Source organism: Bradyrhizobium sp. GW821-FHT13H06 (assembly GCF_058803975.1).
Genome location: NZ_JBXAPN010000005.1, coordinates 1 through 20,726 on the forward strand (window position 1 = coordinate 1; position 20,726 = coordinate 20,726).

Here is a 20,726-nt window from a genome sequence, read left to right on the forward strand (position 1 = left end):
GCTGATCCTCCCAGCCGACAGAGAACTGTCACCCATCCATCCGGTCTACCGTGTTACCTATCTATCCGGTCTGGACACTAGGCCACCTTCTCCCACAAGGGGAGAAGGGAAGAGAAGCTCAGCGCTCCCGGCTCGCGCTCTCCAGCGCTTCGATCAGATCGTCGATTTCCATGCGCTTGCGAAAATCCGGGTCGACGAAGCGGGCCTTCACGGTGCCGTCGCGGCCGACGACGAACACGGCCGGGATCGGCAGCATCCAGCCGTCATTGCCGTGGAATTTCTCCATGTCCTGATAGGACAGCAGTTGCTGAATCTCGGTGCCGAGCCAGATCGCGAGATTGAGCGACAGCGCGTAGCCGTTGTCGAGATCGGTCAGGATCGGAAACGGCGCGCCGGATTCGGCCTTGAGCTGCCCGGTATATTCCTGCGTCTCCGGCATGATGGCGACAACCTGTGCCCCCATCGCCTTGATGCGGTCCAGCGCCTGGACCACGGCGCGGACATTGAGCCGGCAATAGGGACACCAATGGCCGCGGAAGAACATCACGGCGAGCGGGCCGCACGCCAGCAGCGCGGGCAGCGCGACGAGACGCCCGCCCTCGTCGGGCAGCATGAACGGCGGCATTGCATCGCCCGGGCGCGGCGCCGTCGCGCCACCGCCGTTTCCGTCCAATCGCGCCACCAGCCGATCGACCGCCTCGCCATAGGCCGGGAAGACTTCGCGGCTGGCATCGGCATAGGCGCGGAGCTGCTCGTTCAGGGTACCGTCCATGTCGCGGCAGCGCTGGAAGGCGAGCCTGAGCTGTTCGGCGTCGGCTGGCGAGAGAGACGTCATCTTTCTGCTCCGGCATTCCCTGGGGCCAATAGTAGTTTCCCGGTTCGACCGCCCGCAAGGGGCGGCCGCGATGCCAGGATCTGTTCAATTCACGTAGAAGTTGCCGGTGGGATCGAGCCGCCCCGAGGCAGAGTACAGCGCGCCGTTGTCCATGAAGAAGACCGTGTGGTCGGGCACCTTCTTCGCGTGCTTCATCATGGCCTCGTGGTTCTTTTCGGCCGGCGCCATCGCCATCGCCGACATCTTGCCGGGCCCGCCATAGACATAGGCCATGCCTGCCTTGAAATCCCAGGCGGCCTCCGAGAGGGCCGATGTGGCGATGACCGCAAACGCGGCGGTGGCGATCAGGGTCTTGGACAGTCTTGTCATGAGATGCTCCTCCGGATTGACGTGCACGCCCGCCAATCGGGCGCTTTGCCATCGAACGGTGGAAGCCGCGCGAGCGGAAATGCCGATCCACAATCGGTTCGATAGCCGCCGCCTATCGGCATAGCGCCGAGCTATCGCACCAAGAGCGAAAGGGCATTTCAGGACGAGCCGCGGCTCGAAGAAACTCCTGCCACAGCCGGCGACCAGCGAGGTTGCGGCCAACACAGGAGACCTCCCATGTTCACGAGCCACGCTCTGTCGCGCCTGACCTGGCCAGGCCTTGCAATCGTCGGCGCCCTGACCCTCTCGGCGCAGCCGGCAGTCGCCGGCGAATGTCCGGCCGGCAAGATCAAGCCGAACGCACAGCAGATGGTCGACCACAAACCCGTCGGCGTTACCGACGTCACGCTTGGGGCGATCGACCTCGGCAAGCAGCCGGCGCATATCGAGGGCCGCGAGCTGCGCTTCCGCAGGCTGACCATCGCGCCCGGCGGCATCGTGCCCTGGCACAGCCATGACGACCGCCCCGCCCTGATCTTCGTGCAGCAGGGCGAGATCGTCGAATACGCCTCCAACTGTGTCGATCCGATCGTGCACAAGGCCGGCGACATCCGCCCCGAAGTCTACGGCACCTCGCATTGGTGGAAGAATCTCGGCAAGGAGACTGTCATCCTCTACGTCGGCGACGTCCGCAAGGATCCCAACGACCATCACATGTAATTCGCTGCCGCCATCCTTCGAGACGCCCGCTTTTGAGCGGGCTCCTCAGGATGAGGACGGAGTGCGCGGCAGCAGCCTCAGCGCGCGCTGATCTCGCTGAGCCTCATCCTGAGGAGACCGCGAAGCGGTCGTCTCGAAGGACGAGGCGCGCGCTCGGGACGGACAAGGCGCGAAACGCGATAGCCCTGCGTCATTCCGAGTCGAAGCCGCACCCGGACTGACATCAGGCATGAGGGAGCGCCACACCATGACCGATCTTTCCGCCATCCAACCCCGCGCAATGACGAACGAGGCGCATTCCCCTGGTCTCGCGCTTCGCTCGCTCGTGATCGGCCTCACCGCCTTCCTGACCGTCGTCGATCTCTTCGCGACGCAGGCGATCCTGCCCTCGCTGACGCGGCACTACGGCGTCACCCCTGCAGCGATGGGCTTTGCCGTCAATGCCAGCACCTTCGGCATGGCGGTCGCCGGCCTCGTCGTCGGCTTCTTCAGCCCGCATATCGACCGGCGGACCGGCATCCTGCTCAGCCTGACGCTTCTTGCGATTCCCACCGGCCTGCTGGCGTTTGCGCCAAATCTTGTCGTCTTCACCGCCTTGCGGGTCACGCAGGGCCTGTGCATGGCGGCCGCTTTCGCACTCACCCTCGCCCACCTCGGCGAGCAATGCAGCGCCGCGGATGCCGGCAGCGCGTTTGCCGCCTACATCACTGGCAATGTTGCCAGCAATCTCGTCGGCCGGCTGGTCTCGGCAGCGGTTGCCGATGGCCTCGGCCTTGCCTGGAACTTCTATTTCTTCGCAGGGCTCAATCTTGCCGGCGCGTTGCTGGTCCATTTCACCATCCAGCGCGTGCGGCCGATGCATGCGATGATGCCGGCGGCTTCGCCCTTCTCCGCCACCATCGCGCATTGGCGCGATCGGCGGCTGCGCGCCGCTTTCGGCATCGGCTTCTGCATCCTGTTCGCCTTCATCGGCACCTTCACCTTCGTCAATTTCGTTCTGGTCCGGCCGCCGCTGTCGCTCGGCATGATGGATTTGGGTCTCGTCTATCTGGTCTTCCTGCCGTCCGTCGTCACGACGCTTCTCGCCGGCAAGGCGGCCGCGCGGCTGGGAACGCGGCCCACGATCTGGAGCGCGCTCGCTGTCGCCGGGCTGGGCCTGCCCTTGATGCTGGCGCCGCATCTGGGCGCGGTGCTCGCCGGCATGGTTCTGGTCGGCGTCGGCACATTCTTCGCGCAGGCCGCCGCGACGGGCTTCGTCGGACAGGCCGCAACCGACAACCGCGGCATCGCCAGCGGGACTTATCTTGCGTGTTATTTCTGCGGCGGGCTCGTCGGCACGGCCGTGCTCGGCCGGCTGTTCGATGCTTTCGGCTGGCAGGCCTGCGTCGCCGGTGTGGGCGTGGCGCTCGTGCTGGCGGCTTTGCTCACCTTCGACCTGAAGCGCTAACGCTCGACCGGGGCCTCCTGCGGCGGCTCGTCGTCGGCGATGGCGCGCCAGGCGGCACCGTCGAGATCGTCGTACTGGCCGCTGCGCAGCGACCAGAGGAAGGCGACAAGACCGGCACCTCCGAGCATCAAGGCCAGCGGCACCAGGATGACCAGGATCTCCATCACACGATCTCCCGCGAGGTGCTGCGGGCACGCAGCGAATTCAACATGACCAGGATCGAGGATCCGCTCATGGCCGCTGCCGCGATCAGGGGCGTCACGATGCCGCTGATCGCGACCGGAACGGCAAGCACGTTGTAGCCGATCGCAAGCCAGAGGTTCTGCCGCATCAGGTGCAGCGCCTTGCGCGAAGCATCGATCGCGGCGACCACGGGGGCGAGCGGCCGGCCGAGGAAGACGAGATCGGCGGTGGCTTGGCTGAGATGCGCGGCCGAGATCGGCGACATCGAGACATGGGCAGCCGCCAATGACGGCGCATCGTTCATGCCGTCGCCGACCATCAGCACCTTGGCGCCGCGCTGCTTCAGCTCCTCGATCCGCGCGATCTTGTCGGCCGGCGTGACGCCGGCGCGCCACTCGGGAATGGCGAGCGCATGCGCCGCCGCCTTCACTGCCGGCTCGCGGTCGCCGGACAGGATCTCGATGCCGATGTTGCGCGCCTTCAGCGCCGCGACCACGGCCTGCGCATCCGGACGCAGGCCCTGGCGTACCGAGAGGACGAATTTCTCGCTGCCCTTGCTGAAGGCGACGACGGAGGCTTCGGGATCGAGCGTGGCGCCGCCGACCAGCGCCTCGGCACCGCAGTAGGACGGACGGCCGAGGCGAAGCTCGACGCCGTCCACGGTCGCGCGGACGCCCTGCCCGGGCTCCTCGACCGCGCCGACGATCGGAGACTTCGCATCGGCGGCCTGAGCGACGGCGGCAGCGACCGGATGATGGCTCGACAGCGCGAGCCGGCCGGCGAGTTCGAAGATGTCGGCGGGGATGTCGGCCGCATTCATCACTTCGAGATCGGGCAGCGTCAGCGTGCCGGTCTTGTCGAAGATGACATGGTCGGCTTCTGCCAGCCGCTCGATCGCGTCGCCGGAATTCAGCAGCACCCCGGACTTGAACATCGCGCCGGAGGCGATCGTCTGCACGGTCGGAATGGCAAGGCCCAGCGCACAAGGACAGGTAATGATCAGGACGGCAACACCGGTCACGATCGCATCATGCCAGCTCGCGCCGGCGATGACCCAGCCGAGAATGGTCAGAAGCGCGGTCGCATGCACCACCGGTGCGTACAGCCGCGAGGCGCGGTCGGCGAGCCGCATGTAGCGCGAACGGGCCTGCAGCGCATTGTCCAACAGCCGCGTGATCTCGGCGAGCAGCGTCGCCTCCGAGGCGGCCGAGACCCGCACCCGCAACGTGCCCGAGATGTTCATCGATCCCGCATAGACCGGCGTGCCCTGCTCCGCCGTGACATAGAGCGTCTCGCCGGTGATCAGGCTCTGGTCGATCTCGGAACGCCCCTCGATCACGGTGCCGTCGACCGCGCAGCGCTCGCCCGGCCGCAGCAGCACGATGTCGCCGGGGTGGATGGCAGCCACCGGCACTTGCGAGATTTCGCCGGGGCCCACGAACTTCGCAGCCGTCTCCGCCTTCAGCGCCGCGAGATTGCCGGCAACTGCGCGGGTCCGCCGCCGCATGTTCTGGTCGAGGAAGCGGCCGACCAGCAGGAAGGTCAGCAGCATGATTGCCGCATCGAAATAGGCATGCTCGGCGTGATTGATGGTCTCGACCACGGACATGCCGAGCGCCAGGATCACGCCGATGGAGATCGGCACGTCCATGTTGGTGGTCTTCGCGGACAGCGCGCGCCAGGCCGAGCGGAAGAACGGCTGGCCGGCATAGGCCGCCGCCGGCAGCGCGATCAGCGCCGACAGCCAGTGGAAGAAGTCGCGCTGCTCGGGCAGCATGTCCGAGACGTTGCCCGACCACACCGGGATCGACAGCATCATCACGTTCATGGTGGCGAATGCCGCGACGCCGAGGCACCGCAGCAGGAAACGCGATTCGGCGACCTCGGCCTCCTCAGCGCTTTCGGTCTCGAACGGATAGGCCTTGTAGCCGAGCTCCTCGAGTCGATCGATGAAACGGCCGGGATCGAGCGTGCCCGCCTTCCATTCCAGCGCGACGCGGCGGTCGGTGAGGTTCACGCGTGCCAGCGTGACGTCGGGGATGGCGGACAGGCCGCGTTCGATCTTGGCCATGCACCCGGCGCAGTGAACGCCTTCGACCGCGAGATCGATGTGCTGGATGCCCTCACCCGCGCTTCGGACGTAGTGCGAGAAATCCCGCGTGACGTGCATGACGAAATCCTTCAGTTCAGGATCACGCGGTTGCGCGACAGGAACACGCGTGTTCCCCGCGCCTCGCCTTCGATCACCAGGTCCCATTGGCCCGGCGCGACGGACGCGGCACTGCCGCGATAGAGACCGATGCCGGATTCGGTGAGCTCGACGGCGAGATCGGCACGCTTGTCGGTCGGCCGCTCCAGCCGGCCGCCGAACTTGAGCCCGGAGATCGGCTGGCCGCCGGCATTGCGGGCTTCGACCTGGACCGAGGCGCCGCCGTCGCTGCGGCGCTCGATATGGGCGTTGACCTTCCATTTGCGCGCGGCCTGGTCCTGCGCCGCCGAGATCTCGCGGTCATAGACGAGGCCCGCGGCGTAGGGGCTGTCGACGTCGGTGCCGGGCAGCGTCGCGATCGCGAGCTTCATCATGGTCCCGTTGACGCCGATCACGACGCCGAAGAAAGCGACCAGCATCAGCAAGACCTTGGTTCCGGTCAGAGGCTTGGAAGCCATGGCAGTCTCCTGATCCTTAGGGCGAGACGAAATTATCGGTGGCGGACGCGACGACGCCGAGCCCGATGTCCGTGACGTGGAAGCGGACCGGAATCGACTTCTCCGGGTTGTTGTCGGCCGGCGCGGTGACGAGAAGGCGGAGCTCGCTCGTCGAGTCGCGCGGGATCACGATCATCGGCCGATCCGGGGTCACCGAATCGACGCCGACGACGTGAACGGTCGAATTGACCGGCCCGTCAGCGTCGATCGCGATGACGCGGTCATAGCCGCTCTTGTTGAGCAGCCGCACCGTGTAGGCGTTGCGGATCGAGCCGTCGCTGAGCTTGACCGCGACCGGATTGCGGTCGTGCAGCACGTTGACGTCGAGCAGGCTGCGGGTCGCGAGCGTGTAGATCATGATGCCGCCGACCGCTGCGATGATCGCGCTGTAGGCGACGGTGCGGGCGCGGACGATGCGGTAGATCGGCGCCTTGCCTTCCTGGCGGCGGTGGATGTTGATGTCGTTGTCGTAGCCGATCAGGCGCTTCGGCCGACCGATCTTCGCCATCACGTTGTCGCAGGCGTCGATGCAGAGCCCGCACTGGATGCATTCGAGCTGCGGTCCGTTGCGGATGTCGATGCCGGTCGGGCAGACCGCGACGCATTGGTAGCAGTCGACGCAATCGCCGACCTGCTGGCCGAGCGCGCGCAGCTCGGCGGCCTTCTTGACCGAAGTGCGCTTCTCGCCGCGGTCGTAGCGATAGGTGACGTTGAGCGCCCATTCATCCGTGAGCGCGGCCTGAATGCGCGGCCACGGGCACATATAGGTACAGACCTGCTCGCGCATGAAGCCGGCGAGGACGTAGGTCGTCGCGGTGAGAATGCCGATCCAGATATAGGCGATCATCGGCGCCTGGAAGGTGACGAGCTCCTTCACCAGGGTAGGCGCGTCGCTGAAATAGAGCACCCAGGCGCCGCCGGTCCACCAGGCGATCATGATCCAGATCGAATGCTTGAGCACGATCTCGGAGATGCGCTCGAGCTTCAGCGGATCGGACGATTTGTCCTTCTTCATCCGCTCGCGCCGGTCCCCCTCGACCAGACGTTCGACGGCGTAGAACAGGTCGGTCCACACCGTCTGCGGGCAGAGATAGCCGCACCAGATGCGGCCGCCGACCGAGTTCATCAGGAACAGCGCCACCGCGGCCACGATCAACAGGCCGGTGAAGTAGTAGACCTCCTGCGGCCACAGCTCGATGAAGAAGAAGTAGAAGCGGCTGTTGGGAAGATCGATCAGCACCGCCTGGCTGGGGGCGCCGAGGCCGCGATTCCACCGTACGAACGGCAGGAAATAGTAGACGCCGAGGCAGATCGCCATCAGGGTCCATTTGATCCGGCGAAACGTGCCCGAGACACTCTGCGGGTAGACCTTCTTGCGGGCCGCATAGAGCGGCCCGCTGTCGTCCGCTGGCTTGAGTTCGTTCGGATTGACGGCCTTGTTCATCGCTGAATCTTTCAAGAGGTGCGATTAAACCTAGACCCGGCGCCGGCAAGGCCCTTGATCCAACGCAAACGGGGGCGCTTTTCTTCGCCCCCGCCTGAAGTCGTCGGTCGCGGATCGGCTATTTGCCGCCGCCGAGCGAGTGGACATAGACCGCCATCGCCTTGATGGTGGCGGGATCGAGCCGACCTTCCCAGGCTGGCATCACGCCGGCGCGCCCTTGGCTGATGGTCTCGATCAGGCTCGCCTCGTCGGAGCCGTAGAGCCAGATCTTGTCGGTCAGGTTCGGTGCGCCGAGTTCCAGGTTGCCCTTGCCGGCATCGCCGTGACAGGCGGCGCAATTCTCCGCAAAGATCTTCTGGCCCTTGGCGGCGTCGTAGCCGTTGCGGGTGGAAAGACCCGACAGCGACCGCACGTAATTGGCGACCGTGACGATCTCGTCGCCCTTCAGCACGCCGTCCTTGCCGAAGGCGAGCATCTGGCCCTCATGCGTCTTGGCATGGCCGGACCGTGCGCCGAACTGGATGGTCTGCATGATCTGGTCGAGCGTGCCGCCCCACAGCCAGTCGTCGTCGTTCAGGTTGGGATAACCCTTGGCGCCGGCGGCGCCGGAGCCGTGACACGGCGCGCAATTGTCGCCGAACACGGTTTTGCCCTTGGCGCGGGCGAGCGCCAGCAGAGCCGGGTCCTTCTCGATGTCGGCGAGCGAGGCCGCACCCAGCGCCACCATCTTGTCACCGCGGATCTTCTCGAGGTTGGCGAGTTCGACTGCGACGTCGGCGCGCGAGGAGTAGCCGAACACGCCGGTGGTGTTGCTGGAGATCAGCGGCCAGGCCGGATAGACGATCCAGTAGCCGATCGCCCAGACGATGGTCAGATAGAAGGTGATCACCCACCAGCGCGGCAGCGGCGTGTTGAGCTCCTTGATGCCATCCCACTCGTGTCCGGTCGTGGACTTGCCGGAGACGGAATCGATGTCGCTAGAATGATCGGTCATGGTTCTCTACTCCTCCCGCAACGGCAGGTGCGCCGCTTTGTCGAACACAGCCTTGTTACGGGGCCAGAATGCGTAGGCGACGATCGCGAGAAAGATCGCGACGAACACCGGTGTCCAGATCGTCGTCACGAGATCTGACGCAAGATTATGGACGGTCAGGATGGCTTTCATCGTTCATGCCTTCTCAGCGAAGATTGGCTTTCTCGTTGTAGATCTTGAAGTCGACCAGCGTGCCGAGCATCTGCAGGTACGCGATCAGCGCATCCATCTCCGTCGGCGTGCCGGTCTTGCCGTCGAAATTGCGCACGACGGCCTTGGCGTAGCGCTTGCCGAAGGCATCGGTGCCGGCGTTGTCCGGATCGGCCTGGGCCTTCAGGTCGGCGGCGGCATTGGCAATCTGCTCGTCGCTGTAGGGGACGCCGACCGTCCTGAGCGTGCGCATGTCGCCGGCGATCGCATCCGGGTCGATCTCGGCCCTGCTGAGGAACGGATAGCCCGGCATCACCGACTGCGGCACGATCGCGCGCGGGTTGGTCAGGTGGGTCACGTGCCAGTCGTCGGAATATTTGGCGCCGACGCGGGCGAGGTCCGGACCGGTGCGCTTGGAGCCCCACTGGAACGGATGGTCGAACATGCTCTCGGCGGCGAGCGAGAAGTGGCCGTAGCGCTCGACCTCGTCGCGCAAGGGCCGGACCATCTGCGAATGGCAGAGATAGCAGCCCTCGCGGACATAGACGTTGCGTCCGGCGAGTTCCAGCGGCGTGTAGGGCCTGACCCCGTCGACCTTCTCGATCGTGCTCTTGAGGTAGAACAGCGGCGTGATCTCGACGAGTCCGCCGATCGCGATCACCAGCAGGATGCCGACGATCAGGATGATCGAGTTCTTTTCGAAGATTTGGTGGCGTGTCCAGAACGACATTTCTTTAGCTCCTCATTCCGCCGGCTGAAGAGCGACGGGCATCTGGACTTCCGCCTCGCCGACGCGAACCGTCATCCAGAGATTGTAGGCCATGATCAGCGCGCCGATCAGGAACAGCCCGCCGCCGGCGGCGCGGATGATGTAGAAGGGATGCATCGCCTCGACGGTCTCGATGAAGGAATATTCGAGGAAGCCGAGCGAGGTGTAGGCGCGCCACATCAGGCCCTGGAGGATGCCGGACACCCACATCGCCGAGATGTAGAGAACGATGCCGAGGGTCGCGATCCAGAAGTGCCAGTTGACGAGCTTCAGGCTGTAGAGGCCCTTGCGATTCCAGGCCCACGGCACCAGGCAGTAGAGTGCGCCGAAGGAGACGAAGCCGACCCAGCCGAGCGCGCCGGAGTGCACGTGACCGATGGTCCAGTCGGTGTAGTGGCTGAGCGAGTTGACCACCTTGATCGACATCATCGGGCCTTCGAAGGTCGACATGCCGTAGAAGGCGACGGAGACCACGAGCATGCGGAGCACGGGATCGGTGCGCAGCTTGTCCCAGGCGCCCGACAGCGTCATCAGGCCGTTGATCATGCCGCCCCAGGAGGGCATCCACAGCATGATCGAGAAGGTCATGCCCAGCGTCTGCGTCCAGTCCGGCAGCGCCGTGTAGTGCAGATGGTGCGGGCCGGCCCAGATGTAGAGGAAGATCAGCGCCCAGAAGTGGATGATCGAGAGCCGGTAGGAATAGATCGGCCGCTCGGCCCGCTTCGGGATGAAGTAGTACATGATGGCGAGGAAGCCGGCGGTCAGGAAGAAGCCGACCGCGTTGTGGCCGTACCACCACTGGAACATGGCGTCCTGGATGCCGCCCCAGGCGACGTAGGACTTCGAGCCGAACACCGAGACGGGGAGCGCCGGGTTGTTGCCGAGATGCAGGACCGCGATCGTCACGATGAAGGCGAGATAGAACCAGTTCGCAACGAAGATGTGCGGCTCCTTGCGCTTGAAGATGGTGGCAAGGAAGACCAGCAGGTAGGCGACCCAGACGATGGTCAGCCACAAATCGGCGTACCATTCCGGCTCGGCATATTCCTTCGACTGGGTGACGCCGAGCAGATAGCCCGTGCCGGCGACCAGAATGAAGAAGTTGTAGCCCAGCACGACGAACCACGGCGCGAGGTCGCCGGCGAGGCGCGCGCGGCAGGACTTCTGCACCACGTAGAAGGAGGTCGCGATCAAGACGTTGCCGCCGAAGGCGAAGATCACGGCCGAGGTGTGCAGCGGCCGCAGACGACCGAAGCTGATCCAGGGCAGATCGAAGTTCAGTGCGGGCCAAGCCAGCTGCGAGGCGATGATGAGGCCGACGAGGAATCCGGCGATGCCCCAGAACATCGCCATGAAGGCGGAGAACTTGATCGGCCCCATGTTGTAGTTCGGGCGGCCGTTGATTTCCTGGGGCGGCAACGCCGCCGGCCGTTCGAAGTAGCGGTTGACGATGAAGAACACCGCAGCCAGGCTCGCCGCCGCGCTAAGCGCGGCGTGAAAGGCGAAGGGCGCATCGAGCGCCTTGGCCGAGGCGATCACGCAAAGAAAAGCGGTGACTGCGAACACGACAGCCAAGCCGCTTTCACCGATGGTCATGGATTTGGGGATGGAGGGCTGGCTCATGCGGATTCTCTCTGAAAGAACACAACGCCAGAAATCACATTCACCCTCTCGGGGAATTGATTGAAATCAAGCTGGCCTTGGAGGCGAGCCGTAGCGGACAAATATTTTCTGGGTTCCTCCGTATTTTTTCGGTGCGGCTAGTTGAAATGCCCTCTCCCCTTGTGGGAGAGGGCAGCAAGGACAGCGCGGCAAACTCGCTTGGGTGAGGGGTTGGTGCAGCGGGGAACGGTGTCTGTGTGGAGAGATACCCCTCATCCGGCGCCATAGCCGATGCGAAGCATCGGCGTCCCAAGTGGGACGGCGGCCGAAGGCCGCCTACGCCACCTTCTCCCACAAGGGGAGAAGGAAAAAGGCGTCACGTCAGTCCCGCGCCGTCGCCTTGAGCGCCGCGATGACGTCCTCACGGGCGATGATGCCGACCAGCTTCTGTGCACCGTCGAGCACGATGATGCTCCTGATGCGGTGCTCGACCATGATCTGGAGCACGCGTGTCAGCCGCGTGTCGGGGCTGACATAGATGAACTCGGGAGTCATGACGTCGCCGATCTTGCGTCTCATCAGGTCGTCATAGCGCGGCAACATCTGGGTCGGCGTGAAGGCGAAGCACTTCAGGATGTCGAACTTGGTGACGATGCCGACCACTTGCCCGTCGTCTTCGACGGGATAGCTGTTGAAATCGTCGGTCTCGAACATCTCGCTGAGCTGGAACAGGTCGAGGCCGCGCTGCACCGCCTTGACGCTGCGCGTCATGTAGCCGTCGACGGTCTGTTCAAGAAATCTGTACACGGCGCGTCCTCCTCGATTCGATGCTGACCGGCGGCGGTCAGTGCGACAGCAGCACGCTGCGGGCGGTCTGTGTGACCAGATACTGGGTGACGCCCCCGAGGATCAGCTCACGAAATCTCGAATGACCATAGGCGCCCGCGACGATCAGGCCGGCGCCGACGTCGCCGGCGACCTTCTCCAGATGCGCCGCAGGGCTTTCGTCTCTTGCGGCCTCCGAGACGCGTGCGGTCGCGGTGACGCCGTGACGGCCGAGCCAGGCAGCGACGTCGATGACGCCGGCCATCACGGCCGAACGGTCGTCGTCCTTCTCTGGGATCTCAACGATGGTGACGTCCCTCGCCTTGCGCAGCATCGGCAGCGCGTCGGTGACTGCCCGCCGCGCCTCCGGCGTGTCCTTCCACGCCACCAGCACGTTGCGCAGGTCGAGCCAGTTGACCCGATCGGGGACGACGAGAAGCGGACGGCCGGCCTGCAGCACCAGATCCTTGGGGCTCGCGAGCGAGAAAGCATCGGAGAAGGCCGGGCTCTGCCCTCCGCTGACGACGATGTCGGCGCAACGCGCCTGCGCCAGGACGAATCGCGCCGGAAAATCCATGGCGCTGCGCCACTCCACATGCCCGCCGCGATCCTTCGTGGCGGCGCGGAATTGTGCTTCCAGGTCTGCCAGCCGCCGCTTGACCGAAGCTTCGCCCTCGTCGATCAGCGCTTGCGCCTCGGTGCCGTCGGTGAAATAGAGTGGCGGCGCGAACTGCGCTGCGGCAACCCCGACGATCGCCGCCTCGAATCGCTCGGCGAGCTCCCCCGCGACCTGAAGACGCGCTTCGTTGGGCTGATCGAGCGCCAGGCTGACCATGACGGTCGCGTATGTCATCGGGTATCTCCAGCATCACCAAATTTTCTCAAATCGTAAGCCGGCTGCCGCGCGGCAGGATGAGATAGATCAAACAGGCGCTTTCTGGCTCTCTCGCTGTTCGATGAGGATACGACAGCGAATTCAACGTCCGCGCTTGCCTCTGGGCGAGCCTTGGGCGAAATTGCCGTAGCGGTAAAGGCATCCTGCCTGCCCGCTGAGAACAGGAGCAGAGCTTGGCGCCGACCCGCGTGACCCATCCGGCAGACGACGGTCGGGGCGAGCATTTCAGGGGCCGCATCGAGGGATTCGGGGTGGGCACCTGGGACCTCGATCTGAAGACGCGCGAGCTTGAATGGTCGGAGATGGCCAAGCGGCTGTTTGGCCTCGAGCGGGATCAGGCCGTCAGCTACGATCTCTTTCTTTCCCTGCTGGAGTCGAGCGATCGGGAGCACTTCCTGAAGGCGATCGGGCGCACCTCGGAAGGCGGCGGGGAGCTTGATCTGTCCTTCAAGCTCGACGGCGCGTCCGGAAACGGTCAATGGATCCGGGCCAGGGCCGGCGTGATCCGGGACGATTCGGGCACGCCACGTCACCTCAGCGGGATATTCCTCGACATCAACGAGGAAAAGCAGCTCGAGGAGGCCCTGCGCTCCCAGGAGAATCATCTTCGCTCGATTCTCGAAACGGTGCCGGACGCCATGATCGTCATCGATTCGCGCGGCATCATGCAGCTCTTCAGCAGCGCCGCGGAGCGGCTGTTCGGCTACAGCAAGCAGGAAGCCATCGGCCGAAACGTGAGCATTCTGATGCCGGAGCCCGATCAGTCGCGTCATGACGGCTATCTCGCGCGCTATCTCCGGACGAATGATCCGCACATTATCGGCATCGGCCGGATCGTGACGGGCAAGCGCCGCGACGGCACGACTTTCCCGATGCACCTGTCCGTCGGGCAGACGCAACGCGCGGGCGAGCCCTTTTTCACAGGGTTCGTGCGCGACCTCACCGAGCACCAGCAGACCCAGGCCCGGCTCCAGGAGCTGCAATCCGAGCTCGTACACGTGTCGCGGTTGACCGCGATGGGCGAAATGGCCTCAGCGCTCGCCCACGAGCTCAACCAGCCGTTGGCGGCGATCAGCAACTACATGAAGGGGTCGCGGCGCCTCCTCGCGGGCAGCAGCGATCCCAACATGCCGAAAGTCGAGAGTGCGCTGGATCGGGCGGCGGAGCAGGCCTTGCGCGCCGGCCAGATCATCCGGCGCCTGCGCGACTTCGTCTCCCGCGGCGAATCGGAGAAGCGGGTCGAGAGCCTGTCCAAGCTGATCGAGGAAGCCGGCGCGCTCGGGCTCGCCGGCGCGCGCGAGCAGAACGTGCAGCTCCGCTTCAGCCTCGATCCCGACGCCGATCTCGTCCTCGCCGACCGGGTGCAGATTCAGCAGGTGCTGGTGAACCTGTTCCGCAACGCGCTCGAAGCCATGGCGCAGTCGCAGCAGCGCGAGCTCGTCGTCGCCAACACCCGTGTCGGCGACGACATGATCGAGGTGGAGGTCTCAGACACCGGCATCGGCTTCCGGGACGACGTCATTCCAAACCTGTTCCAGACCTTCTTCACCACCAAAGAGACCGGCATGGGCGTGGGACTGTCCATCAGCCGCTCGATCATCGAGGCTCACGGCGGCCGCATGTGGGCCGAGAGCAACGCGGCGGGCGGAGCGACATTCCGCTTCACCTTGCCGGCAACCGACGAGAGCTGAATCATGACGACCAAGGGACATGTCTACGTCATCGACGACGATGCAGCGATGCGGGACTCGTTGAATTTCCTGCTGGATTCCGCCGGTTTCGACGTCACCTTGTTCGACGATGCCCTGGCCTTTCTCGAAGCCCTGCCGGGCCTCGACTTCGGCTGCGTGGTCTCCGACGTGCGCATGCCCGGCCTCGACGGAATCGAGCTGCTGAAGCGGATGAAGGCACAGCAAAGCCCCTTCCCGATCGTGATCATGACCGGTCACGGCGACGTGCCGCTCGCGGTCGAGGCGATGAAGCTCGGCGCGGTCGATTTCCTGGAAAAGCCGTTCGATGACGACCGTCTCACCGCCATGATCGATTCGGCGATCCGCCAGGCCGAGCCCGCCGCCAAGAACGAAGCCGTCGCGCAGGACATCGCCGCCCGCGTCGCGTCCTTGAGTCCCAGGGAGCGCCAGGTCATGGAGGGGCTGGTCGCGGGCCTCTCCAACAAGCTGATCGCCCGCGAATACGACATCAGCCCGCGCACGATCGAGGTCTACCGGGCCAACGTCATGACCAAGATGCAGGCGAGCAGCCTTTCAGAACTGGTCCGCCTGGCGATGCGCGCCGGCATGCTCAACGATTGAGGCAAGTCAAAGCGCCTTTCCGGGGCCATGCTAACCGGAAAGCATGATCGAGGTCAGCTCACATCGTGCGTGGACGTCGTCCTCCCCACAGCCCACCGTCTTTGTGGTCGACGATGATGCCGCCGTATTGGGATCCCTGCGGTTCCTGCTGGAGACCGACGGCTTCGCCGTGCGGACCTTCAGGAGCGGCACGGCGCTGCTCAATGTCAGCGCGCCTGGACCGGACTGCTACGTCATCGACTACAAGATGCCAGACATCAATGGCATCGAGCTGGCCGGCCGCCTGCGCAAATCCGACCGCGACGCGCCCGTGGTCCTGATCACCGGCTATCCCGACGAGAACATCTCGGCCCGGGCGGCGACGGCGGGCATCAAAGACGTGGTTTTGAAGCCGCTACTCGACGAAAACCTGGTCAAGTGCATCCGCCACGCCATCCAGGACCGCCCCCGCGCCTGACCTACGGGATTCTACGTAAGGCACCCCCCTTAAGATATCGCTCGAAATTTTCGAAGCCCCCGATACCGCGTAGGAAAGCGCCATCACAACGGAGATGGCGCAGATGCTGACCCAGACAATCAACACCCAGGCGATCAACACCCAAATCGGTGGCAAGATTGCCCCTGCCCATCCCGTAACCGACCAGTTCGGCGCGGTCACGGGCCATGTCGGCCTGGTCGCCACCGAGTTCTCCTACGGCAAGGACGAGGAGATCTACGGTGAGGACGAGGCGGCCGAATACGTCTATCAGGTGGTCACCGGCGCGGTGCGCAGCTACAAGCTTCTCTCCGACGGCCGCCGTCAGATCGGCGCCTTCCATCTCGCCGGCGACGTATTCGGCCTCGAATCCGGTCCCACTCACCGCCTCGCCGCGGAAGCCATCATCGACACCACCGTGCGCCTCGTGAAGCGCGCGAGCCTCGAGAAGGCCGCCGGCACCGACGTGCAGGTTGCCCGCAAGCTCTGGGCGATGACCGCCGGTGAGCTTCGTCATGCCGAGGACCACATGCTGCTGCTGGGCCGCAAGACCGCGATGGAGCGTGTTGCGACCTTCCTGCTCGAAATGGACCGCCGCCTCGCCGTTGCCGGCATGATGGCGCTGCCGATGTGCCGCCGCGACATCGGCGACTATCTCGGCCTCACCCTCGAAACCGTATCGCGCGCACTGTCGCAGCTTCACGCCCAGGGCATTCTCGGTTTCTCCGGCGCCCGCCAGATCGTGCTGCGCAACCGCCAGCGCCTGCACAATCTCGACGCCTGACCGATTTTCTCCCCCGTGACTTGGCCGGCCGAACCCGATTCGGCCGGCCTTCTCTTTTGTCTCTTTTGTCGCGATCAGGCCGTGCGCCGGGTTTCCGGCATCATCAGCAGGATCAGAAGGAGCCCCGTCGCGGCGACGCCGGACAGCCCGATGAAGGCGGTGGCATTGCCGAACTTGTCGCTGACATAGCCGCCGAGCACCGTGCTCAACGATGCGCCGATGCCGGTCGCGGTCCCCACGATTCCCTGCGCCAGGTTGAAATGACCGCTGCCGAAGGCGACGTCGGCCACGATCAGCGGAATCATGACTGCGAACACCGCGGCGGTGAAGCCGTCGAACACCTGCACCAGCACCAGCAGGTAAGGATCGCGCACGGTCGCAAACAGCAGTCCGCGAATCGTCAACGCGCCGAATCCGATCAGGAGCAGCGGACGCCGGCCCCAGAGCTGTGCCTTGCGCCCGACCGTCGGCGACAGCAGCGCCACGATCGCCTGCGGCACGATGATGCAGGCGGCGACGAGCACGGTCGCCCATTGGCTCGACCGCGCCGTCACCGCGCTCGCCATCAGCGGCATCATCGCGGCGTTCGCGAGCTGCAACAACAGCACGCTGAGCGCGAAGACGATGAGCGGACGCTGCCGGATCAAGTGCCAGATGTTGGTATCGCCGCGGTCCGCGGCTTCAGGCGGCATCTCGCCGTGACAGCGCCTGATGTCGACCTCATTCTCGCGGATGCGCGAGAGCGCGATCAGGGTCGGGATCGCGAGCAGGAAGGTGACCAGGAACACCGAGCGGCTCGACAGGAGATAGCCCGCGGTGCCCATCACCGCTGCCGCGACGCCGTTGCCCAGCGAGGCGAACCGCGCGTTGCGGCCGAGCCGCTCGCCGATCGCGAGCGGGCCGACGAGGCCAAGGCTGATCGCGGCGATCGCCGGCCCGAGCACGCAGCTCGCCGCCGCGTGCAAGGTGGCGGCGGCGACCACAACGGGGAAGATCGGCATGGCGGCATAGGCAAGCGCGCAGGCGCCGATGGTCGCAATCGCGAGGGCGGCGACCAGGCGCTCCGACTTCGCGGCGTCGATGATCGCGCCGCCCGGCATCTGCCCGATCAACGCGACGATGCCGCCGATCGACAGCACGAGGCCGATCTCGACCTGAGTCCATTTCTGCGTCGTCAGGTAGACCGCGATGAAGGGGCCGAAGCCGGTCTGCACGTCTGCGAGGAAGAAGATGAACCAGTCGAGGCCGCGCAGGCTCTGGCGCGAGGGCGCCGGAATACCCGCGGCCGACGGCGAAGCGACGTTCACCTGCTCGGCGCGGGCGTCGCGATCCGCTTGGTTCGGCTTCCTCGACAACAGCACAGGCGGTGAGCCCTCCCGGCACCTCACTGGATCGCTTGCAGCGGCTGAAGGCTGCCGGACGCGCCGAGCACGACGATCGGCGTGTCTTCCTTGTATTCCGGCGCGGCCGCGACCTGCGCCTTGGTCAATTCCAGCGTGATGCTGTCCTTCTTGGTGGCGATCTTGCCGAAGCGCAGCGCGTTCCAGTCCACCACGATCTTGCGGCTGCCGACGCCGAGAAAGCCGCCGAAATCGATCGCCGCGGCCCGCACATGGCCGGTGCGATCGACGATGACGTCGACGATGCGGCCCATGTCCTCGCCGGCGGCGCTGCGAACGTCGCGGCCGAGCACGCCGTGGGCCTCGCTCGCGCCGATGATGGTCACCGAGGGTGGCGGCGCGGCGTCCTTGGGCGTCACCGGAACGGTCGAGACCGGCGGCGGTGCCGTCGGAGGCACGTTCGCTTCATTCTGGCCTGCGGGCTGATCCTCCGCGGCGCGCGATGGTGCAACCGTCAGGCCAATCACGATCGCCACGCTCAGGATCAAAGCTCCGATCGCACGCATGACACCCTCCTCACGATGCACCGCTAGCGCGCCAGCACGATCGAGACCTGGATCTGACCGCGTGTGCGCAGCACCTCCAGCGCCACGTCGTCGCCGTGGCGGCTGACGCGAAGATCGACGCTGGATTCGCCGAGGCGCAGATCGCGCAGGATCACCTCGTTGAGGAACGCCGGCAGATGCGGATTGCGCAGGCGAATCTCACCGCGCGCCACGTCGAACTCGAGGCCGAGCGCCGCCTCCAGCAGCGTGAACGGCGTCGCGCTGGCCCAGGCCTGCGGCGCGCAGGCGACCGGGTAGAGCGTCGGGCCGCGCCGCTTCTCGCGCCGGAAGCCGCAGAACAATTCGGGCAGCCGGCGCAGATCCATATAGGTCGCGGCATCGAACAGCCCCTTGAAGACATGCGCCACCGAATGCTTGAGGCCGTAGCGCGCGAGCCCGAGCGCAATCAGCGCATTGTCGTGCGGCCAGATCGACCCGTCATGATAGGACATCGGATTGTAGCGCACCTCGCCCTGCGCGACGGTGCGGATGCCCCAGCCCGAGAAGAAATGCGGCCTCATCAGATCGGCGGCGACGAGGCGGGCGCGATCCTCGCGGATCATGCCGCTGAACAGGACCTGCCCGGCGTTCGAGGTCCGCACCTTGCAGGGGCGCTTCTCGCCGTCGAGCGCGAGCGCATAGGTGCCGAGCTCCTCGCACCAGAACGACGTCTCGAAGCGCTCGGCGAGTGCCCTGGCGTCGGCCTCGAGCTTGCGTCCCCGCTCCGGCTTGCCGAGCCGCAGCGCGCAACGCGCGGCGAGCTGCTTGGCGGCAAAGACGTAGCCCTGGACTTCCGCAAGCGCGATATTGCCCTCAGCAAGCTGTCCGTCGGCATGGAAGATCGCGTCGTAGGAATCCTTCCAGCCCTGGTTCGCCAGCCCCTTCTCGGTCGCGCGCTGGTATTCGACGAACCCGTCCTGGTCAGGATCACCAGGGCCGTCCATCCAGGCCAGCCCCGCCTCGATCGCCGGCCACAGCTCGATCAGCGTGGCCTCGTCGCCGGTGCGCTCGAAATAGCTTCCTGCAAGCAGCACGAACAGCGCGGTCGAATCGACGCTGCCGTAATAATGCGCGAACGGCACCTCCCCGAGCGCCGCCATCTCGCCGCCGCGCATCTCGTGCAGGATCTTTCCGGGCGCAGCGTCGGCGAGCGGATCGATCGCCGTGGCCTGGAAATGCGCGAGCCGGCGCAGGACGCCCTTGGCGACGCGCGGATCGACCCAGAGCATCTGGAGCGCCGTGATGAGGCCGTCGCGACCGAACGTCGTCGAGTACCAGGGGATGCCGGCATAGGGGTATCGCCCCTGCGGCGTCTCGGTCATCAGCATGTTGAGGTCGGCCATGGCCTGGCACAGCACCTCGTTGAAGATGTTGTTGGAGGTCTCGATGCTGGCCGCGCCCATGGTCAACTGCCGCATCTCGCGGCGGTGCGCCAGCAGCCCCGGGAAGAACCGCACCGGCTTTTCCGTCACCGGCCGGTTGCAGGACACGGCCACGAACAGTGATTTGGCCTGGTGCGGCTCCAGGTCGAGCTCCCAGGTCGCGGCATTGACCGAGAGCCGCGTCGGACGCGGGTCGAAATGCAGTCCGGTCGCCCGTTCGGCCTCGTCGAGGCCGCGATACTCGAACATGACGTCGGTCGGCCCGAGCAGCCGGCTGGTTCCGATCCCGCGGCGCGGCCGCCGCTCGCCGCGGACCTCGAACAAATCGGCGAAGTCGTTGCCGAACAGCAGCGTCAGGTCGACGCTGGTGCGCCGGTCGCCATGGTTCTGCACGCCGATGCGCTGATAGGCCGTGCCGCGCCACAGGAAGATCGTGCGCACGATGTGCAGCAGGTCCTTCTGCAGAACGAGGCTGCCCTGCCGGTAGATGTCCGGATTGGTGAGGTCGACGGTCAATGCCGAATTGTCGTCGCGCAGGTTCGAGCCGAGCAGCAGCGGCTGGAGATCGTCGAGCACGAGCTCGAGCCGCGCAAGGTAGCGCGTGTCGTGATGGAACAGGCCGTCCGGCCCCCCGGCGGATGCGCCGATGTCGCCATGGCTGTCGAGCACGATGAAAGTGTCATCGTGCTTGAGTGAACGCCGTGGCCGCGCCGACGGCCCCGTCATCGGGATATAGAACGGTTGCTCCGCGACCTGTTCCGAGGTCCGCGTCACGGAGACGAATTGGGTGACGGCTTCGGCCGACATGAGCTGCTCCCCTGCGCCTGTTTCAAAACGCAACCGACTCGAG

At 65.4% G+C, this 20,726-nt stretch carries 21 protein-coding genes; 6 read left to right on the forward strand and 15 right to left on the reverse strand.

Annotated elements, in window-relative coordinates; genetic code table 11:
• Positions 1 to 118 precede the first annotated feature (118 nt).
• Both AC1RQP_RS21490 and AC1RQP_RS21495 read right to left on the reverse strand, forming a co-directional pair.
• Positions 119 to 835, reverse strand: coding sequence for a peroxiredoxin-like family protein (locus AC1RQP_RS21490; RefSeq protein WP_492938438.1), 717 nt, complete (start codon positions 833 to 835; stop codon positions 119 to 121).
• 84 nt (positions 836 to 919) lie between these two features.
• A complete protein-coding gene (locus AC1RQP_RS21495; protein ID WP_492938439.1) occupies positions 920 to 1,204 on the reverse strand; it encodes a hypothetical protein in 285 nt (94 codons plus the stop codon).
• Positions 1,205 to 1,441: 237 nt separating this feature from the next.
• On the opposite strand from AC1RQP_RS21495, the gene AC1RQP_RS21500 reads away from it, so the two are divergent.
• Positions 1,442 to 1,924 (forward strand): cupin domain-containing protein, encoded by a 483-nt coding sequence (locus AC1RQP_RS21500; protein ID WP_492938440.1) that lies wholly within the window; start codon positions 1,442 to 1,444, stop codon positions 1,922 to 1,924.
• A gap of 247 nt (positions 1,925 to 2,171) precedes the next feature.
• Positions 2,172 to 3,371 (forward strand): MFS transporter, encoded by a 1,200-nt coding sequence (locus AC1RQP_RS21505; protein WP_492938441.1) that lies wholly within the window; start codon positions 2,172 to 2,174, stop codon positions 3,369 to 3,371.
• Here AC1RQP_RS21505 and ccoS read toward each other — a convergent pair.
• The 10 genes from ccoS to AC1RQP_RS21555 all read right to left on the reverse strand — a co-directional run bounded on the left by ccoS (position 3,368) and on the right by AC1RQP_RS21555 (position 12,936).
• The gene (gene ccoS, locus AC1RQP_RS21510) at positions 3,368 to 3,535 is read right to left on the reverse strand and encodes a cbb3-type cytochrome oxidase assembly protein CcoS (RefSeq protein WP_061878267.1); all 168 of its coding nucleotides are present in this window, start codon (positions 3,533 to 3,535) and stop codon (positions 3,368 to 3,370) included. The two genes, AC1RQP_RS21505 and ccoS, sit on opposite strands and share 4 nt — an antisense overlap.
• Complete coding sequence (locus AC1RQP_RS21515) at positions 3,535 to 5,724, reverse strand: cation-translocating P-type ATPase (RefSeq protein WP_492938442.1); 2,190 nt, start codon at positions 5,722 to 5,724, stop codon at positions 3,535 to 3,537. The genes ccoS and AC1RQP_RS21515 overlap by 1 nt, the downstream gene beginning before the upstream one ends.
• A gap of 11 nt (positions 5,725 to 5,735) precedes the next feature.
• Positions 5,736 to 6,221: a FixH family protein gene (locus AC1RQP_RS21520; RefSeq protein ID WP_239622126.1), complete on the reverse strand. Its 486-nt coding sequence runs from the start codon at positions 6,219 to 6,221 to the stop codon at positions 5,736 to 5,738.
• Positions 6,222 to 6,237: 16 nt separating this feature from the next.
• Positions 6,238 to 7,704: a cytochrome c oxidase accessory protein CcoG gene (gene ccoG, locus AC1RQP_RS21525; RefSeq protein WP_239622125.1), complete on the reverse strand. Its 1,467-nt coding sequence runs from the start codon at positions 7,702 to 7,704 to the stop codon at positions 6,238 to 6,240.
• 118 nt (positions 7,705 to 7,822) lie between these two features.
• Complete coding sequence (gene ccoP / locus AC1RQP_RS21530) at positions 7,823 to 8,698, reverse strand: cytochrome-c oxidase, cbb3-type subunit III (RefSeq protein ID WP_239622124.1); 876 nt, start codon at positions 8,696 to 8,698, stop codon at positions 7,823 to 7,825.
• Positions 8,699 to 8,704: 6 nt separating this feature from the next.
• Positions 8,705 to 8,869, reverse strand: a complete 165-nt coding sequence (locus tag AC1RQP_RS21535; protein ID WP_028179361.1) for a cbb3-type cytochrome oxidase subunit 3 — start codon at positions 8,867 to 8,869, stop codon at positions 8,705 to 8,707.
• A 13-nt stretch (positions 8,870 to 8,882) separates the two neighbouring features.
• Positions 8,883 to 9,617, reverse strand: a complete 735-nt coding sequence (ccoO, locus tag AC1RQP_RS21540; protein WP_239622123.1) for a cytochrome-c oxidase, cbb3-type subunit II — start codon at positions 9,615 to 9,617, stop codon at positions 8,883 to 8,885.
• Positions 9,618 to 9,629: 12 nt separating this feature from the next.
• Positions 9,630 to 11,279 carry a cytochrome-c oxidase, cbb3-type subunit I gene (gene ccoN / locus AC1RQP_RS21545; RefSeq protein ID WP_239622122.1) on the reverse strand — a complete coding sequence of 550 codons (1,650 nt, stop codon included), beginning with the start codon at positions 11,277 to 11,279 and terminating at the stop codon, positions 9,630 to 9,632.
• Positions 11,280 to 11,639: 360 nt separating this feature from the next.
• Positions 11,640 to 12,065, reverse strand: coding sequence for a CBS domain-containing protein (locus AC1RQP_RS21550; protein WP_492938443.1), 426 nt, complete (start codon positions 12,063 to 12,065; stop codon positions 11,640 to 11,642).
• Positions 12,066 to 12,102: 37 nt separating this feature from the next.
• On the reverse strand, positions 12,103 to 12,936 hold the full coding sequence (locus tag AC1RQP_RS21555) for a universal stress protein (RefSeq protein WP_492938444.1): 834 nt from the start codon (positions 12,934 to 12,936) through the stop codon (positions 12,103 to 12,105).
• A gap of 215 nt (positions 12,937 to 13,151) precedes the next feature.
• On the opposite strand from AC1RQP_RS21555, the gene fixL reads away from it, so the two are divergent.
• The 4 genes from fixL (at position 13,152) to AC1RQP_RS21575 (ending at position 16,549) form a co-directional block, all read left to right on the forward strand.
• Entirely contained in the window at positions 13,152 to 14,669 is a 1,518-nt protein-coding gene (gene fixL, locus AC1RQP_RS21560; protein ID WP_492938445.1) for a sensor protein FixL, read from the forward strand.
• Positions 14,670 to 14,672: 3 nt separating this feature from the next.
• The gene (fixJ, locus tag AC1RQP_RS21565; protein ID WP_239622118.1) at positions 14,673 to 15,290 is read left to right on the forward strand and encodes a response regulator FixJ; all 618 of its coding nucleotides are present in this window, start codon (positions 14,673 to 14,675) and stop codon (positions 15,288 to 15,290) included.
• Between the two features lie 43 nt (positions 15,291 to 15,333).
• Positions 15,334 to 15,747, forward strand: a complete 414-nt coding sequence (locus AC1RQP_RS21570) for a response regulator transcription factor (RefSeq protein ID WP_239622117.1) — start codon at positions 15,334 to 15,336, stop codon at positions 15,745 to 15,747.
• 103 nt (positions 15,748 to 15,850) lie between these two features.
• A complete protein-coding gene (locus AC1RQP_RS21575) occupies positions 15,851 to 16,549 on the forward strand; it encodes a helix-turn-helix domain-containing protein (RefSeq protein WP_239622116.1) in 699 nt (232 codons plus the stop codon).
• Positions 16,550 to 16,623: 74 nt separating this feature from the next.
• On the opposite strand, the gene AC1RQP_RS21580 is transcribed toward AC1RQP_RS21575, so the two are convergent.
• Genes AC1RQP_RS21580 through AC1RQP_RS21590 form a run of 3 tightly spaced genes read right to left on the reverse strand, consistent with a single transcriptional unit; the run spans position 16,624 to position 20,683 of the window.
• A complete protein-coding gene (locus tag AC1RQP_RS21580) occupies positions 16,624 to 17,910 on the reverse strand; it encodes an MFS transporter (protein ID WP_239622115.1) in 1,287 nt (428 codons plus the stop codon).
• A 23-nt stretch (positions 17,911 to 17,933) separates the two neighbouring features.
• Positions 17,934 to 18,455: a PRC-barrel domain-containing protein gene (locus AC1RQP_RS21585; protein ID WP_239622114.1), complete on the reverse strand. Its 522-nt coding sequence runs from the start codon at positions 18,453 to 18,455 to the stop codon at positions 17,934 to 17,936.
• A 23-nt stretch (positions 18,456 to 18,478) separates the two neighbouring features.
• Positions 18,479 to 20,683 carry an amylo-alpha-1,6-glucosidase gene (locus AC1RQP_RS21590; protein WP_239622113.1) on the reverse strand — a complete coding sequence of 735 codons (2,205 nt, stop codon included), beginning with the start codon at positions 20,681 to 20,683 and terminating at the stop codon, positions 18,479 to 18,481.
• Positions 20,684 to 20,726 lie beyond the last annotated feature (43 nt).

What these genes read in the sequence shown, in the direction of transcription:
- ccoO (WP_239622123.1), bottom strand. Translation starts at nt 9,617, where the DNA reads ATGTCGTTCTGGACACGCCACCAAATCTTCGAAAAGAACTCGATCATC.
- AC1RQP_RS21505 (WP_492938441.1), top strand. Translation starts at nt 2,172, where the DNA reads ATGACCGATCTTTCCGCCATCCAACCCCGCGCAATGACGAACGAGGCG.
- AC1RQP_RS21495 (WP_492938439.1), bottom strand. Translation starts at nt 1,204, where the DNA reads ATGACAAGACTGTCCAAGACCCTGATCGCCACCGCCGCGTTTGCGGTC.
- AC1RQP_RS21555 (WP_492938444.1), bottom strand. Translation starts at nt 12,936, where the DNA reads ATGACATACGCGACCGTCATGGTCAGCCTGGCGCTCGATCAGCCCAAC.
- AC1RQP_RS21490 (WP_492938438.1), bottom strand. Translation starts at nt 835, where the DNA reads ATGACGTCTCTCTCGCCAGCCGACGCCGAACAGCTCAGGCTCGCCTTC.
- AC1RQP_RS21535 (WP_028179361.1), bottom strand. Translation starts at nt 8,869, where the DNA reads ATGAAAGCCATCCTGACCGTCCATAATCTTGCGTCAGATCTCGTGACG.
- fixJ (WP_239622118.1), top strand. Translation starts at nt 14,673, where the DNA reads ATGACGACCAAGGGACATGTCTACGTCATCGACGACGATGCAGCGATG.
- AC1RQP_RS21575 (WP_239622116.1), top strand. Translation starts at nt 15,851, where the DNA reads ATGCTGACCCAGACAATCAACACCCAGGCGATCAACACCCAAATCGGT.
- ccoG (WP_239622125.1), bottom strand. Translation starts at nt 7,704, where the DNA reads ATGAACAAGGCCGTCAATCCGAACGAACTCAAGCCAGCGGACGACAGC.
- ccoS (WP_061878267.1), bottom strand. Translation starts at nt 3,535, where the DNA reads ATGGAGATCCTGGTCATCCTGGTGCCGCTGGCCTTGATGCTCGGAGGT.
- ccoP (WP_239622124.1), bottom strand. Translation starts at nt 8,698, where the DNA reads ATGACCGATCATTCTAGCGACATCGATTCCGTCTCCGGCAAGTCCACG.
- AC1RQP_RS21585 (WP_239622114.1), bottom strand. Translation starts at nt 18,455, where the DNA reads ATGCGTGCGATCGGAGCTTTGATCCTGAGCGTGGCGATCGTGATTGGC.
- AC1RQP_RS21590 (WP_239622113.1), bottom strand. Translation starts at nt 20,683, where the DNA reads ATGTCGGCCGAAGCCGTCACCCAATTCGTCTCCGTGACGCGGACCTCG.
- AC1RQP_RS21515 (WP_492938442.1), bottom strand. Translation starts at nt 5,724, where the DNA reads ATGCACGTCACGCGGGATTTCTCGCACTACGTCCGAAGCGCGGGTGAG.
- ccoN (WP_239622122.1), bottom strand. Translation starts at nt 11,279, where the DNA reads ATGAGCCAGCCCTCCATCCCCAAATCCATGACCATCGGTGAAAGCGGC.
- AC1RQP_RS21520 (WP_239622126.1), bottom strand. Translation starts at nt 6,221, where the DNA reads ATGGCTTCCAAGCCTCTGACCGGAACCAAGGTCTTGCTGATGCTGGTC.
- AC1RQP_RS21570 (WP_239622117.1), top strand. Translation starts at nt 15,334, where the DNA reads ATGATCGAGGTCAGCTCACATCGTGCGTGGACGTCGTCCTCCCCACAG.
- AC1RQP_RS21500 (WP_492938440.1), top strand. Translation starts at nt 1,442, where the DNA reads ATGTTCACGAGCCACGCTCTGTCGCGCCTGACCTGGCCAGGCCTTGCA.